This is a genomic window from Pseudomonas sp. GW531-T4 (assembly GCF_017349615.1).
Classification (GTDB): domain Bacteria; phylum Pseudomonadota; class Gammaproteobacteria; order Pseudomonadales; family Pseudomonadaceae; genus Aquipseudomonas; species Aquipseudomonas chlororaphis_I.
Genome location: NZ_JACMZT010000034.1, coordinates 15,684 through 30,314 on the forward strand (window position 1 = coordinate 15,684; position 14,631 = coordinate 30,314).

The following is a 14,631-nucleotide window of genomic DNA, read 5'->3' on the forward strand; positions in this document are numbered from 1 at the left end:
GCGCTATCCTCGGCGCCTTGCCGTGATCGCTTGCGGTTGTGGCGCATGGCTATTGCGCGGCGTCAGAAAACCAGGTGATGCCCGTCGTTAATGTAAGGCAGGACACCAGCTTCCATTTCACTGTGGGGACACATGCAGACACTTAAGGTCGATCTAGGCGAGCGCAGCTACCCGATTCATATTGGCGAAGGTTTGTTGGACCGGCCCGAGTTGCTGGCTCCGCACATCGCCGGGCGGCAAGTGGCGATCGTTTCCAATGAAACCGTAGCGCCGCTGTACCTTGAGCGTCTGAAACGCAGCCTTGCGCAGTTCTCGGTGATCTCGGTGGTTCTGCCCGACGGCGAAGCATTCAAGAACTGGGAAACCCTGCAGCTTATTTTCGATGGCCTGCTGACCGCACGGCACGACCGCCGCACCACGATCATCGCCCTCGGCGGCGGGGTGATCGGCGACATGGCCGGCTTTGCCGCTGCCTGCTACCAGCGCGGCGTCGATTTCATCCAGATTCCTACCACCTTGCTGTCCCAGGTCGATTCGTCGGTGGGCGGCAAGACCGGTATCAACCATCCGCTGGGCAAGAACATGGTCGGCGCCTTCTATCAGCCGAACGTGGTGCTGATCGATACCGCCTCGCTCAATACCCTGCCGGCCCGCGAGCTGTCGGCTGGCCTGGCGGAAGTCATCAAGTACGGTCTGATCTGCGACGAGCCCTTCCTGACCTGGCTCGAAGACAACGTCGACCGCTTGCGAGCCCTGGACCAGCAGGCGCTGACCTATGCCATCGAACGCTCCTGCGCGGCCAAGGCGGCCGTGGTCGGTGCCGACGAGCGTGAGTCCGGCGTGCGCGCCACGCTGAACCTGGGGCATACCTTCGGCCACGCCATCGAAACCCACATGGGCTATGGTGTCTGGCTGCATGGTGAAGCGGTCGCTGCTGGCACCGTAATGGCGCTGGAGATGTCCGCACGCCTCGGCTGGATCACCGCCGAGGAGCGTGACCGCGGTATTCGCCTGTTCCAGCGCGCGGGCTTGCCGGTCATTCCGCCGGAGGAAATGACCGAAGCGGATTTTCTCGAACACATGGCAATTGACAAGAAAGTGATCGATGGTCGTTTGCGTCTGGTGCTGTTGCGCCGCATGGGCGAAGCCGTAGTGACCGACGATTATCCGAAAGAGGTTTTACAGGCCACGCTGGGAGCGGATTACCGCGCCCTGGCTCAGCTTAAAGGTTAATAAGATCCCCATGACTAGTTTGCATGCCGACGAGGCTTTCCTCGGCCACTATCAGTTGAGCCATGACCCTTTTGCTCCACGGGTGCCTGGCTTCAAGTTTTTCCCCGCCCAGCGCAAGCCGGTGCTGGGGCAGTTGCACCATCTGGCGCGCTACAGCCAACTGCTGCTGGTGGTGACCGGCCCGCAGGGCAGCGGCAAGACGCTGCTGCGTCAGGCGCTGGTCGCCAGCACCAACAAGCAATCGGTACAGAGCGTGGTGGTTTCCGCCCGTGGTGCCGGCGACGCGGCAGGCGTGCTGCGCCAGGTGGCCCAGGCGCTGAACGTCGAGCAGGCCGAGATTGGCCCGATCCTGGCGCAAGTGGTGCAGCTGGCGCTGACCGGCCAGGAAGTCTATCTGCTGGTGGATGACGCCGAGCAGCTCGACGAATCGGCGCTCGAGGCGCTGCTGGCGCTCGCCGCCGGTGCGCCGGAAGGTCGTCCGCATGTGTTCCTGTTCGGCGAGTCGTCGCTGATTGCCGGCCTGGAGCTGCTGAGCGCGGAAGAAGAGCGCTTCCATGTCATCGAACTGCAGCCCTACACCGAAGAAGAAACCCGTGAATACCTGGCGCAGCGTCTCGAAGGCGCAGGGCGCGGTATCGAACTTTTCTCCGCGGATCAGATCAGTGATATTCACGAAGGCTCCGATGGCTGGCCTGGCAACATCAACCAGGTCGCCCGGGATGCAATGATCGAAGCCATGATTGCCAGCCGCTCAGCGGTCAAGCGTCCAAGTATGGGGTTCAATATGCCGAAGAAACACGTATTGGCGATATCCGCAGTCGTAGTGGTAGCCGTTGCCGCTGCCTGGCTGATGCCGGGTCGCAGCAAGGCACCAAGCACTGCTGGTGCGCCAGCCAACGAACAGGCGCAGCTGCCGCTGGGCCAGACACCGCAACCGAACAGCAATGGCAGCCCGGCTGTCGAGTTCAACGGCTCTTCCCAGCCCATGCCGCTGCCATTGGTCGGCCAGTCGCAACCGGTGATGCGCGGTCCTCTGGCCGAAGCCGCAGGCGGGATCACCGAGGGTGACGATGGCGTGCCGGTGGAAGGCTCCAGCGCCACGCCGCCGACCGTGACCACCATTGCACCGCCAGCCGGCGTGCCGGCCGGTCCGGCGCCGACGCCTGAAGTTCGTCCGACCCCGGCGCCGACCCAGGTCGCCGCCGCCAAGCCGGCTCCGGTGGTCAAGCCTGCTCCTGCTCCAGTCAGCAAACCGGCCGCACCGGCCGCCAAGCCAGCCGAGAAGCCTGTCACCGTGGCCAAGGCCGCTACCGGCGGTAGCTGGTACGCCGGCCAGGCGCCAGGCAACTACGTCGTGCAGATCCTTGGCACCAGTTCCGAAGCCACCGCGCAGAACTTCGTCAAGGAACAGGGCGCCCAGTACCGTTATTTCAAGAAAGTCCTCAACGGCAAACCGCTGTATGTGATCACTTACGGCAGCTTCAGCAGCCGTGATGCAGCCGTTACCGCTATCAAGGCCTTGCCAGCGAAGGTTCAGGCTGGTAAACCTTGGCCTCGCACTGTCGCCAGCGTCCAACAGGAACTGGCAGCAACTCGCTGAAGATTCGGCGGTCTTACCCAGGCCGCCTCTCCCAGCACCTCAAAAAAATCCGCATGCGCATGCTGCCTTCAAGGCCGCGTGCCTTGTGGTGTCTGCGTCACAGTAGCTTTTGAGTCGTCGCGGTCCGAACTAAAAAAGTTTTGACTAGCACAGCATATCGCTTTAAACCTTTCATAAATGCGACATAGATTTGCGACATTTCGTCGCCAAATTTGTGAGCGTCTGTGTCGGTGTGTACAATGACCTCCCTTTTGCCCCCGCAAAGCCGGCGTACGTTCGGCGTGGATGGTAACTGGTTGAATTGAAAAGAAATTTGTCTCGATAAGAGGCAGCCTGGTGAGAAAGTGTCTATGAAAGCAGGTCTGTACCAACCAGATGAATTCAAGGATAACTGCGGTTTCGGCCTGATAGCCCATATGCAGGGCGAACCCAGTCATACCCTTTTGCAAACGGCCATCGAGGCCCTGACCTGCATGACCCACCGCGGTGGGATCAACGCGGACGGCAAGACCGGCGACGGTTGCGGTCTGCTGATTCAGAAGCCTGACGCGTTCCTGCGAGCCATTGCCCAGGAAACCTTCAGTGTCGAATTGCCCAAGCAATATGCCGTGGGCATGGTCTTCTTCAACCAGGATCCGGCCAAGGCCGAAGCCGCTCGCGAGAACATGAACCGCGAGATCCTGGCCGAAGGCCTGCAACTGATCGGCTGGCGCAAAGTGCCGATCGATACCAGCGTTCTCGGCCGCCTGGCCCTGGAGCGCCTGCCGCAGATCGAACAGATCTACATCGGCGGTGAAGGTCTGAGCGACCAGGACATGGCGGTCAAGCTGTTCAGCGCCCGTCGTCGCTCGTCGGTGGCCAACGCCGCCGATACCGACCACTACATCTGCAGCTTTTCCCACAAGACCATCATCTATAAAGGCCTGATGATGCCGGCCGACCTGGCCGCCTTCTATCCGGACCTGGGTGACCCGCGCCTGCAGACCGCGATCTGCGTGTTCCACCAGCGCTTCTCCACCAACACCCTGCCGAAATGGCCGCTGGCGCAGCCGTTCCGCTTCCTCGCCCACAACGGCGAGATCAACACCATCACCGGCAACCGCAACTGGGCCCAGGCCCGGCGCACCAAGTTCACCAATGACCTGATGGATCTGGAAGAGCTCGGCCCGCTGGTCAACCGCGTGGGTTCCGACTCCTCGAGCATGGACAACATGCTGGAGCTGATGGTCACCGGTGGCATCGACCTGTTCCGTGGCGTGCGGATGATCATTCCGCCAGCGTGGCAGAACGTCGAGACCATGGACGCCGACCTGCGCGCGTTCTACGAATACAACTCCATGCACATGGAACCGTGGGACGGCCCCGCGGGCGTGGTCATGACCGACGGCCGCTACGCCGTCTGCCTGCTCGACCGTAACGGCCTGCGCCCGGCGCGCTGGGTCACCACCAAGAACGGTTTCATCACCCTGGCTTCGGAAATCGGTGTCTGGAACTACCAGCCCGAAGACGTGATCGCCAAGGGCCGGGTCGGCCCGGGCCAGATCTTCGCCGTGGACACCGAAACCGGGCAGATCCTCGACACCGACGCCATCGACAACCGCCTGAAGTCCCGTCATCCGTACAAGCAATGGCTGCGCAAGAATGCCCTGCGCATCCAGGCGACCATGGAAGACAATGACCACGGTTCGGCGTTCTACGACGTCGACCAGCTCAAGCAGTACATGAAGATGTACCAGGTCACCTTCGAGGAGCGTGATCAGGTGCTGCGTCCTCTGGGCGAGCAAGGCTACGAGGCGGTCGGCTCCATGGGCGACGACACGCCGATGGCCGTGCTGTCCCAGCGTGTGCGCACGCCGTACGACTACTTCCGCCAGCAGTTCGCCCAGGTCACCAACCCGCCGATCGACCCGCTGCGCGAAGCCATCGTCATGTCGCTGGAGATCTGCCTCGGTGCCGAGCGCAACATCTTCCAGGAATCGCCTGAGCACGCTTCCCGCGTGATCCTCAGCTCGCCGGTGATCTCGCCCGCCAAGTGGCGCTCGCTGATGAACCTCGACCGTCCGGGCTTCGAGCGTCAGGTCATCGACCTGAACTACGAGGAAAGCTTCGGCCTGGAAGCAGCGATCCGCAACGTGGCCGACCAGGCCGAAGAAGCCGTGCGCGCCGGTCGCACCCAGATCGTGCTCAGCGACCGCCATATCGCCCCGGGCAAGTTGCCGATCCACGCATCCCTGGCCACCGGCGCGGTGCACCACCGCCTGACCGAGAAGGGCCTGCGCTGCGACTCCAACATCCTGGTGGAAACCGCCACCGCGCGCGATCCGCATCACTTCGCGGTGCTGATCGGTTTCGGTGCCTCGGCGGTCTATCCGTTCCTGGCCTACGAAGTGCTGGGCGACCTGATCCGTACCGGTGAAGTGCTGGGCGACCTCTACGAGGTGTTCAAGAACTACCGCAAGGGCATCACCAAGGGCCTGCTGAAGATCCTGTCGAAGATGGGTATCTCGACCATCGCGTCCTACCGCGGCGCGCAGCTGTTCGAGGCCATCGGCCTGTCCGAGGAAGTCTGCGAGCTGAGCTTCCGTGGCGTGCCGAGCCGCATCAAGGGCGCGCGTTTCGTCGACATCGAAGCCGAGCAGAAAGCCCTGGCTGCCGAAGCCTGGAGCCCGCGCAAGCCGATCCAGCAAGGCGGCCTGCTGAAGTTCGTCCACGGTGGCGAATACCACGCCTACAACCCGGACGTGGTCAACACCCTGCAAGCCGCCGTGCAGCAGGGCGACTACGCCAAGTTCAAGGAATACACCGCGCTGGTGGATAACCGCCCGGTGTCGATGATCCGCGACCTGTTCAAGGTGAAGACCCTGGACACGCCGATGGACATCAGCGAAGTCGAGCCGCTGGAATCGATCCTCAAGCGTTTCGACTCCGCCGGTATTTCCCTGGGCGCGTTGTCGCCGGAAGCCCACGAAGCCCTGGCCGAAGCCATGAACCGCCTGGGCGCGCGTTCCAACTCCGGCGAAGGCGGCGAAGACCCGGCGCGCTACGGCACCATCAAGAGCTCGAAGATCAAGCAGGTGGCCACCGGCCGTTTCGGCGTGACCCCGGAATACCTGGTCAACGCCGAAGTGCTGCAGATCAAGGTGGCCCAGGGTGCCAAGCCCGGTGAAGGCGGCCAGCTGCCTGGCGGCAAGGTCAACGGCCTGATCGCCAAGCTGCGTTACGCGGTACCCGGCGTGACCCTGATTTCGCCACCGCCGCACCACGACATCTACTCCATCGAAGACTTGTCGCAGCTGATCTTCGACCTGAAACAGGTCAATCCGCAGGCGCTGGTCTCGGTGAAACTGGTGGCGGAGGCCGGCGTCGGCACCATCGCCGCTGGCGTGGCCAAGGCCTATGCCGACCTGATCACCATCTCCGGCTACGACGGTGGCACCGGCGCCTCGCCGCTGACTTCGATCAAGTACGCCGGTGCGCCGTGGGAACTGGGCCTGGCGGAAACCCACCAGACCCTGCGCGGCAACGACTTGCGCGGCAAGGTCCGGGTGCAGACCGACGGCGGCCTGAAAACCGGCCTTGACGTGATCAAGGCGGCAATCCTCGGCGCCGAAAGCTTCGGCTTCGGCACCGCGCCGATGATCGCCCTGGGTTGCAAGTACCTGCGTATCTGCCACCTGAACAACTGCGCCACTGGTGTCGCGACTCAGAATGAGAAGCTGCGCAAGGACCACTACATCGGTACCGTCGAGATGGTGGTGAACTTCTTCACCTACGTCGCCGAGGAAACCCGTGAGTGGCTGGCCAAGCTGGGCGTGCGCTCGCTGGAAGAGCTGATCGGTCGCACCGATCTGCTGGAAATCCTCGAAGGCCAGACCGCCAAGCAGCACCACCTGGACCTGACCCCGTTGCTGGGCAGCGACCATATCCCGGCGGACAAGCCGCAGTTCTGCCAGGTCGATCGCAACCCGCCGTTCGACCAGGGCCTGCTGGCCGAGAAAATGGTCGCCATGGCCAAGCCTGCGATCAACGACCTCAGCGGTGCCGAGTTCGCGCTCGACATCTGCAACTGCGATCGTTCCATCGGTGCGCGGATCTCCGGTGAAATTGCCAAGGTCCACGGCAACCAGGGCATGGCCAAGGCGCCGATCACCTTCCGCTTCAAGGGCACTGCCGGTCAGAGCTTCGGCGTGTGGAACGCCGGCGGCCTGAACCTCTACCTCGAAGGCGACGCCAACGACTACGTGGGCAAGGGCATGACCGGCGGCAAACTGGTGATCGTTCCGCCGAAAGGCAGCGCCTACAAGACTCAGGACAGCGCGATTATCGGCAACACCTGCCTGTACGGCGCCACCGGCGGCAAGCTGTTCGCCGCCGGCACCGCGGGCGAGCGTTTCGCCGTGCGCAACTCCGGTGCCCACACCGTGGTGGAAGGCACTGGCGATCACTGCTGCGAATACATGACCGGTGGTTTCGTCTGCGTGCTGGGCAAGACCGGTTACAACTTCGGCTCAGGCATGACCGGCGGTTTCGCCTACGTGCTCGACCAGGACAACACCTTCGTTGACCGGGTCAACCACGAGCTGGTGGAAATCCAGCGGATCAGCGGCGAAGCGATGGAAGCCTATCGCAGTCACCTGCAGCGCGTGCTGGACGAATACGTCGAGGAAACCGGTAGCGAGTGGGGCCGTAACCTGGCCGAGAACCTCGATGACTACCTGCGTCGTTTCTGGCTAGTCAAACCTAAGGCGGCGAGCTTGAAATCTCTGCTTTCCAGTACTCGTGCGAATCCGCAATAACGACGCAGCTGCAAGCGGCAAGCTTCAAGCCGCAAGTTAACGGCAGTGCGCGATATGCCTGCACACGTGATTGTCTTGCAGCTTGAAGCTTGTAGCTTCGAGCTGCTGTTAAGAGGTTTTGATAATGGCTGAACGTCTGAATAATGACTTCCAGTTTATCGAGGTCGGGCGCAAGGATCCGAAGAAGAAACTGTTGCGTCAACGCAAGAAAGAGTTCGTGGAGATCTACGAACCCTTCAAACCCCAGCAGTCGGCCGACCAGGCCCACCGCTGCCTGGGTTGCGGTAACCCGTACTGCGAATGGAAGTGCCCGGTGCACAACTTCATTCCCAACTGGCTCAAGCTGGTGGCCGAGGGCAACATCCTCGCCGCCGCCGAGCTGTCGCACCAGACCAACACCCTGCCGGAAGTCTGCGGCCGGGTGTGCCCGCAGGACCGTCTGTGCGAGGGGGCCTGCACCCTCAACGACGGTTTCGGCGCGGTGACCATCGGTTCGGTGGAGAAGTACATCACCGACACCGCCTTCGCCATGGGCTGGCGTCCGGACATGTCCAAGGTCAAGCCGACCGGCAAGCGTGTCGCGGTGATCGGCGCGGGCCCGGCGGGCCTGGGCTGTGCCGACGTGCTGGTACGCGGCGGCGTGACCCCGGTGGTGTTCGACAAGAACCCGGAAATCGGCGGCCTTCTGACCTTCGGTATCCCCGAGTTCAAGCTGGAAAAGACCGTGCTGAGCAATCGTCGCGAAGTCTTCAGCGGCATGGGCATCGAGTTCCGCCTCAACACCGAGGTGGGCAAGGACGTGACCATGGAGCAACTGCTCGAAGAATACGATGCCGTGTTCATGGGCATGGGCACCTACACCTACATGAAGGGCGGCTTTGCCGGTGAAGACCTGCCGGGCGTGCACGACGCGCTGGACTTCCTGATCGCCAACGTCAACCGCAACCTGGGCTTTGAAAAGTCGCCGGAAGATTTCGTCGACATGAAGGGCAAGAAGGTCGTGGTCCTCGGTGGTGGCGACACGGCGATGGACTGCAACCGCACGTCGATCCGCCAGGGCGCCAAGGCGGTGACCTGTGCCTATCGTCGCGACGAAGCGAACATGCCGGGCTCGCGCAAAGAGGTGAAGAACGCCAAGGAAGAAGGCGTGAAGTTCCTCTACAACCGCCAGCCGATCGCCATTGTCGGTGAAGACAAGGTCGAAGGCGTGAAGGTGGTCGAGACCCGTCTCGGCGAGCCGGACGCCCGTGGCCGTCGCAGCCCCGAGCCGATCCCGGGTTCCGAAGAGGTCATTCCGGCCGACGCCGTGGTCATCGCCTTCGGTTTCCGCCCGAGCCCGGCGCCGTGGTTCGAGCAGTTCAGCATCCAGACCGACAGCCAGGGCCGCGTCGTGGCGCCGGAGCAGGGCCAGTACAAGCACCAGACCAGCAACCCGAAGATCTTCGCCGGTGGCGACATGGTGCGCGGTTCCGACCTGGTGGTGACGGCGATCTTCGAAGGCCGTAACGCCGCCGAAGGCATCCTCGACTACCTGGGCGTCTGACAACGCCAGCGACAAGCTTCAAGCTATTAGCTGCAAGCTCAAAGCCACGGCGCTTGGGGCTTGCAGCTTGAAACTTGGCGCTGCTCTCCCTGCGACCAATTGACCCGATAGATAAAAGGCACGGCTCTCGCCGTGCCTTTTGCGTCGCGCTCTGAGAAAATGCCCGCACTTTTTTTCCGGATGCCGACATGACTGCCCTGAAGAACGACCGTTTCCTTCGTGCCCTGCTCAAGCAACCCGTAGACGTCACCCCGGTGTGGATGATGCGTCAGGCTGGGCGCTACCTGCCTGAATACCGCGCCAGCCGTGCCAACGCCGGTGACTTCATGAGCCTGTGCATGAACCCGGAGTTCGCCTGCGAAGTCACCCTGCAACCGTTGGACCGTTATCCACAGCTGGATGCGGCCATCCTTTTCTCCGACATCCTGACCATCCCCGACGCCATGGGCCAGGGCCTGTACTTCGAAACCGGCGAAGGCCCGCGTTTCAAGAAGGTCATCAGCACCCTGGCCGACATCGAGGCCCTGCCGATCCCGGATCCGCACAAGGACCTGGGCTACGTGATGGACGCGGTCAGCACCATCCGCCGCGAGCTCAACGGCCGCGTGCCGCTGATCGGCTTCTCCGGCAGCCCCTGGACCCTGGCCACCTACATGGTCGAGGGCGGCTCGTCGAAGGACTTCCGCAAGATCAAGGCGATGCTCTACGACAACCCGCAAGCCATGCACCTGCTGCTGGACAAGCTGGCGCAGTCGGTCACCAGCTACCTCAACGGCCAGATCAAGGCCGGCGCGCAAGCGGTGCAGATCTTCGACACCTGGGGCGGCAACCTGTCGGCGGCGGCCTACCAGGAGTTCTCCCTGGCCTATATGCGCAAGATCGTCAGCGGCCTGATCCGCGAACACGAAGGGCGCAAGGTGCCGGTGATCCTGTTCACCAAGAACGGCGGCCTGTGGCTGGAAAGCATTGCCGACGCCGGTGCCGACGCCCTGGGCCTGGACTGGACCTGCGACCTCGGCGAAGCGCGCCAACGGGTCGGCAACAAGGTCGCGCTGCAAGGCAACATGGACCCGACCGTGCTCTACGCCAAGCCGGAAGCGATCCGTTCCGAAGTCGGGCGCATCCTCGCCAGCTATGGCAAGGGCAGCGGCCATGTGTTCAACCTCGGCCACGGCATCACCCCGGAAGTCGACCCGGAGCACGCCGGCGCCTTCCTGCGCGCGGTGCACGAACTGTCGGCGCAGTATCACCAGTGATCGCGGCCTGATAAGCGAGCCCGGCATTTGCCGGGCTTTTTTTGCCTTCAGGAAAGGGCCGGCGGATTAAGTTTCAATTCAGCCTGGCTGGTTAATCTGGCTTTATCGAAACCCACATTGGATCACTGCCATGAAAACCCGTTACCTCGTTCTGTTGCTCGCCCCGCTGTTCAGCACCGCCGCCCTGGCTGTCGGCTACACCGGTCCTGGCGCCCAGGCCGTCACCACCGTCGCGGCGGCCAACGATGCCTCGGACGATACGCCGGTGGTGTTGCAGGGCCATGTGGTCAAGAAGCTGAACAACGACGACAAGTACGAATTCAAGGATGCCAGCGGCACCATCACCGTTGAGATCGACGACGAAGACCTGCCGCCGGTGGCATTCAACGAGAAGACCCAGGTCAGGCTGACCGGCGAGGTCGAGAAGGGGTTGATGAAGCGCGAGATCGACGTCGACCTGGTAGAAATCGTCAAGTAAGCCGATCGACAGATATCGCCCATGCCGGCGACCGGACCCCGCATATGGATCGCGGGGGTTGGTCGCCGGCATGTTGGTTTAGCGGCTACTGAGTGGCCAGCGGCGGCAGCTTGGCCAGCTTCAACGCTACCAGCAGCGCCACCACCAGCAGGGCGCTGATGAACAGGCCGATGCCGTTCCACCCGGCCATGTGCCAGAACACCCCGCCCGCCGTCCCGGCGATGCTCGATCCGGCGTAATAGCTGAACAGGTACAGCGATGAAGCCTGGCCCTTGGCCTTGAGGGCGCGCCGGCCGATCCAGCTGCTGGCGACCGAATGGGCGCCAAAGAAGCCGAACGTGAAGATCAGCATACCGATGATCACCACCGACAACGGGCTGAGCATGGTCAGGGCGAGGCCGGCGAGCATCAGCGAAATGATGGCCCAGAGCATTTTGCGTCGCCCCAGGCGGTCGGCCAGGGCGCCGATTTTCGCCGAGCTGTAGATCCCCGACAGGTACACCACCGACAGCAGGCCGACGAAGGCCTGATCCATGTGATACGGCTCGGCCAGCAGGCGATAGCCGATGTAGTTGAACAGCGTGACGAACGCGCCCATCAGCACGAAGGCTTCAAGGAACAGCAGCGGCAGGCCGGCATCGCGAAAGTGCATGGTGAAACCGTCCAGCAGGCTGCGCGGGTGCAGCGAGCGGGCGCGGAAGTTGCGCGATTCGGGGAGGATTTTCCAGAACACCGCCGCGGCGATCAGCGCCAGGCCACCGATCACCAACATCGCCGTGTGCCAGCTGACGAAGTCGATCAGCACCCCGGTGATCAGGCGGCCGCTCATGCCACCAATGGCGTTGCCGCCGATGTACAGGCCCATGGCCAGGCCGATGTGCTGCGGGTGGATCTCCTCGCTCAGGTAAGTCATCGCCACCGCCGCCAGGCCGCTCAGGGACAGCCCCACCAGCGCGCGCATCAGCAGCACGCCGTGCCAGCTCGGCATCAGGGCGCTGGCAATGGTGCACAGCGCGGCGGCGAACAGGGCGGCCACCATCACCGGCTTGCGGCCGATGCGGTCGGAAATCGGCCCGGTGACCAGCAAACCGATGGCCAGCAGGCCGGTGGCGACCGAGAGGATCAGGCTGCTCTGCGCCGCGTTGATGGAAAACTCCCGGGACAGCAGCGGCATCATCGGTTGCACGCAGTAGAGCAGGGCGAAGGTGGCGAAACCGCCGGAGAACAGCGCCAGCACCGTGCGCATGAACATCGGCGTGCCTTTTTCGATGTAGGCCTCGTTCAGTTGCGCGACGACCTCATCGAGGGCGGTGGGAGAGAGTTCGTGGGCGAGTGGAGCGACAGCGGTTTTCACGGGAGACCTCGGGGAGCGCAGCCGGTCAGGCAATGGAAAAAAGCATATAGCTGGCTAATGTTTCTTTCCAATATATTGTTCGACCTGATTGATATGTTTTACGACCTAATGAGGCGATCATGGAATTGCGTCACCTGCGTTACTTCATCGCGGTGGCCGAAGAGCTGCATTTCGGCCGCGCCGCCCAGGTTTTGGGCATCTCCCAACCGCCCTTGAGCCAGCAGATCCAGGTGCTGGAGCAGGAGGTCGGCGCGCGCCTGTTCGAGCGCACCAATCGTCGGGTCGAACTCAGCGAGGCCGGCAGGCTGTTCCTCGATGAGGCGCGACAGGTGCTGGCCCAGGTCGACAAGGCGGCGGATGTGGCCCGGCGGGCGCAACGGGGGGAGCTGGGTGAGCTGAAAATCGGCTTCACCTCGTCGGCGCCTTTCAACTCGAGCATTCCCCAGGCGATCTTCACCTTTCGCCAGCGCTTTCCCGACGTGCACCTGAAGCTGCGGGAGATGAGCAGCACTCAGGTGGCCGAGGCGCTGCTGGACGAGTCGATCCAGGTCGGCATCATGCGGCCGTTGCCGCTGCCGGACTCCCTGAGCGTGGTGGAGTTGCTGCGCGAACCGCTGGTGGCGGTGCTTAGCTCCAAGCACCCGCTGGTGGCCGGCAGCGAAGCCGGCCTGGCGCTGTCGGCCCTGGCCCACGAACCCTTCGTGTTCTTCCCGCGCAGCTACGGCAGCGGCCTGTATGCGCAGTTGCTGACCCTGGCCCGGGATGTCGGTTTCACCCCGCATTTCGCCCAGGAAGCGGGCGAGGCCATGACCATCATCGGCCTGGTGGCGGCGGGGCTGGGGGTCTCGGTGTTGCCGGCGTCCTACCAGCGCATGCGTATCGACGGCGTGGTCTATCGACCGCTGCTCGACCCCGAGGCAGTCTCGGCGGTGTGGCTGGCGCAGCGCACCGACCAGCGCTCGCCAATGGCCAAGGCCTTTGTCGAGCTGCTGACCCGCAAGGCTGAGTTGTAACGGTCTGCTGGGCAAAGTGCGACATGCTTGCCACGGTCGGCTTGCCGCGACTCGATCGGATCAGGCGCAAAGACCGTCATGGCCGACGAGTTTACGAAGTCTTGCAACTTACAGACGAAGAGCTCGCTGCCGTCAAAGCCGCTGTACGCAAGGCTTTGGGGCTCTGATACCGACTTTCCTGTGGAAAACGGCAATTGGCCACGGTTGCCGGGCGGCAGGCTTCGAGCGACACTGCGCGCGTACCCGAAAGGGACTTGTGAGACTCTGAGGATCCTGGGCAACCAGCCATCGCAGAGCCAGACAGGCAGAGCGCGATGACAAGCCAGCCTGTTTGTGAAAGGGCGCCGAAAGGCGCCCTTTGTCGTTTCCGGGGGATGGAAACTGTGGATCAGGTCATGCCGATTTCATCGGCAGGCGCCTTATTGCACCTTCGCCAGATCGCCGCGCAGCGCGACGCCTGCCATCAGGGCGCCCGCGTGGCATTCGTAGGTTTTCGCGTCCTTGCGCTCGTTGCTCTTGTAGAAGCTGGCAATGTCGGTCACCGCATTGGCGCCGACTTTCTTGGCGGCCTGGTGCAGGGTGATCAGCGCCGATTGCAGGACCCATTCGCAGGCCACTTCGTCGCTCTTGTTGAAGGCGTTGGTCTTCTTGTTGGTGACCGCGCCCGCGCTGATCACCGTGACCTTGCCGGCGGGCTGGTTGCCGGCCAGGTAGAACTTCACGCTGCCGTCGATCTTGCCGGTGCTGATGGCTTCGGCGACCACCTTGTCGAACGGCAGGTACAGTGCGGTATCACGGGCCTGGCTGACGCCGGGCAGGGTGCAGAGCAGCAGGGTGGCGGCAGCGGCCAGGGTCTTCAATTGCATGGTGGTCTCCTTGACGTAGAAAGCGGGTAGCGGCTGGCGCTCAATTAGGCGCGGCAATCGCCTGGGCCGAGCTGGACAGCTGTTGCGCGGTCCGTTCGTTCTGGTTGTCCTTCAGCTCGCGCAGGATGCCCTTGTCCAGCAGGCGCACCCAGCGGATGTAGTTCTTGTGGATCTTGCCGTCCGCGTAGCCCATGCCACGGCTGTCGCGGTAGAGGATCTTGTAGTGGGTCGGCGCGTACTGGATGTCGATTTCCACGTGGTATTGCTCGCGCACGGTGATCTCGGCCTGGATCAGCTCCGGGCTGATGCGTTGCACGGTCCACTTGCGGGCGACCAGGTTTTTCAGGATCGCCTGTTTCATTTCCTCATGGTCGGCCTTGAGGGTGGCCGGCAGGACCCGGTCCGGGGTGTACATGCGCTTGCTGGTGCACGAGACGCAGGTCAGCAGGGCCAGCACGATCAGGCAGGCGCGAAGCAGGGAGGGCATTCCAT

10 protein-coding genes are annotated in these 14,631 nt (G+C 63.0%); 7 read left to right on the forward strand and 3 right to left on the reverse strand.

Features of this window, described 5'->3' with window-relative positions; genetic code table 11:
• The first annotated feature begins 132 nt into the window (after positions 1-132).
• The 6 genes from aroB (at position 133) to J4D28_RS22905 (ending at position 10,906) form a co-directional block, all read left to right on the forward strand.
• On the forward strand, positions 133-1,233 hold the full coding sequence (aroB, locus tag J4D28_RS22880; RefSeq protein ID WP_016704447.1) for a 3-dehydroquinate synthase: 1,101 nt from the start codon (positions 133-135) through the stop codon (positions 1,231-1,233).
• Between the two features lie 10 nt (positions 1,234-1,243).
• Positions 1,244-2,833 (forward strand): SPOR domain-containing protein, encoded by a 1,590-nt coding sequence (locus J4D28_RS22885; protein WP_016704448.1) that lies wholly within the window; start codon positions 1,244-1,246, stop codon positions 2,831-2,833.
• Positions 2,834-3,183: 350 nt separating this feature from the next.
• Positions 3,184-7,629, forward strand: a complete 4,446-nt coding sequence (gene gltB / locus J4D28_RS22890; RefSeq protein ID WP_009046604.1) for a glutamate synthase large subunit — start codon at positions 3,184-3,186, stop codon at positions 7,627-7,629.
• A 124-nt stretch (positions 7,630-7,753) separates the two neighbouring features.
• Complete coding sequence (locus J4D28_RS22895) at positions 7,754-9,172, forward strand: FAD-dependent oxidoreductase (RefSeq protein WP_007925837.1); 1,419 nt, start codon at positions 7,754-7,756, stop codon at positions 9,170-9,172.
• A 188-nt stretch (positions 9,173-9,360) separates the two neighbouring features.
• Positions 9,361-10,428 carry a uroporphyrinogen decarboxylase gene (hemE, locus tag J4D28_RS22900; protein WP_009046605.1) on the forward strand — a complete coding sequence of 356 codons (1,068 nt, stop codon included), beginning with the start codon at positions 9,361-9,363 and terminating at the stop codon, positions 10,426-10,428.
• A 130-nt stretch (positions 10,429-10,558) separates the two neighbouring features.
• Positions 10,559-10,906: a YgiW/YdeI family stress tolerance OB fold protein gene (locus J4D28_RS22905; RefSeq protein ID WP_009046606.1), complete on the forward strand. Its 348-nt coding sequence runs from the start codon at positions 10,559-10,561 to the stop codon at positions 10,904-10,906.
• A gap of 85 nt (positions 10,907-10,991) precedes the next feature.
• Here J4D28_RS22905 and J4D28_RS22910 read toward each other — a convergent pair whose 3' ends face one another.
• A complete protein-coding gene (locus tag J4D28_RS22910) occupies positions 10,992-12,260 on the reverse strand; it encodes an MFS transporter (RefSeq protein WP_009046607.1) in 1,269 nt (422 codons plus the stop codon).
• A 119-nt stretch (positions 12,261-12,379) separates the two neighbouring features.
• Between J4D28_RS22910 and J4D28_RS22915 the strand changes: the two genes are divergently transcribed.
• The gene (locus tag J4D28_RS22915; RefSeq protein ID WP_009046608.1) at positions 12,380-13,273 is read left to right on the forward strand and encodes a LysR family transcriptional regulator; all 894 of its coding nucleotides are present in this window, start codon (positions 12,380-12,382) and stop codon (positions 13,271-13,273) included.
• Positions 13,274-13,692: 419 nt separating this feature from the next.
• On the opposite strand, the gene J4D28_RS22920 is transcribed toward J4D28_RS22915, so the two are convergent.
• Complete coding sequence (locus tag J4D28_RS22920; protein ID WP_009046609.1) at positions 13,693-14,139, reverse strand: hypothetical protein; 447 nt, start codon at positions 14,137-14,139, stop codon at positions 13,693-13,695.
• Positions 14,140-14,179: 40 nt separating this feature from the next.
• Positions 14,180-14,626, reverse strand: coding sequence for a hypothetical protein (locus tag J4D28_RS22925; RefSeq protein WP_009046610.1), 447 nt, complete (start codon positions 14,624-14,626; stop codon positions 14,180-14,182).
• Positions 14,627-14,631 lie beyond the last annotated feature (5 nt).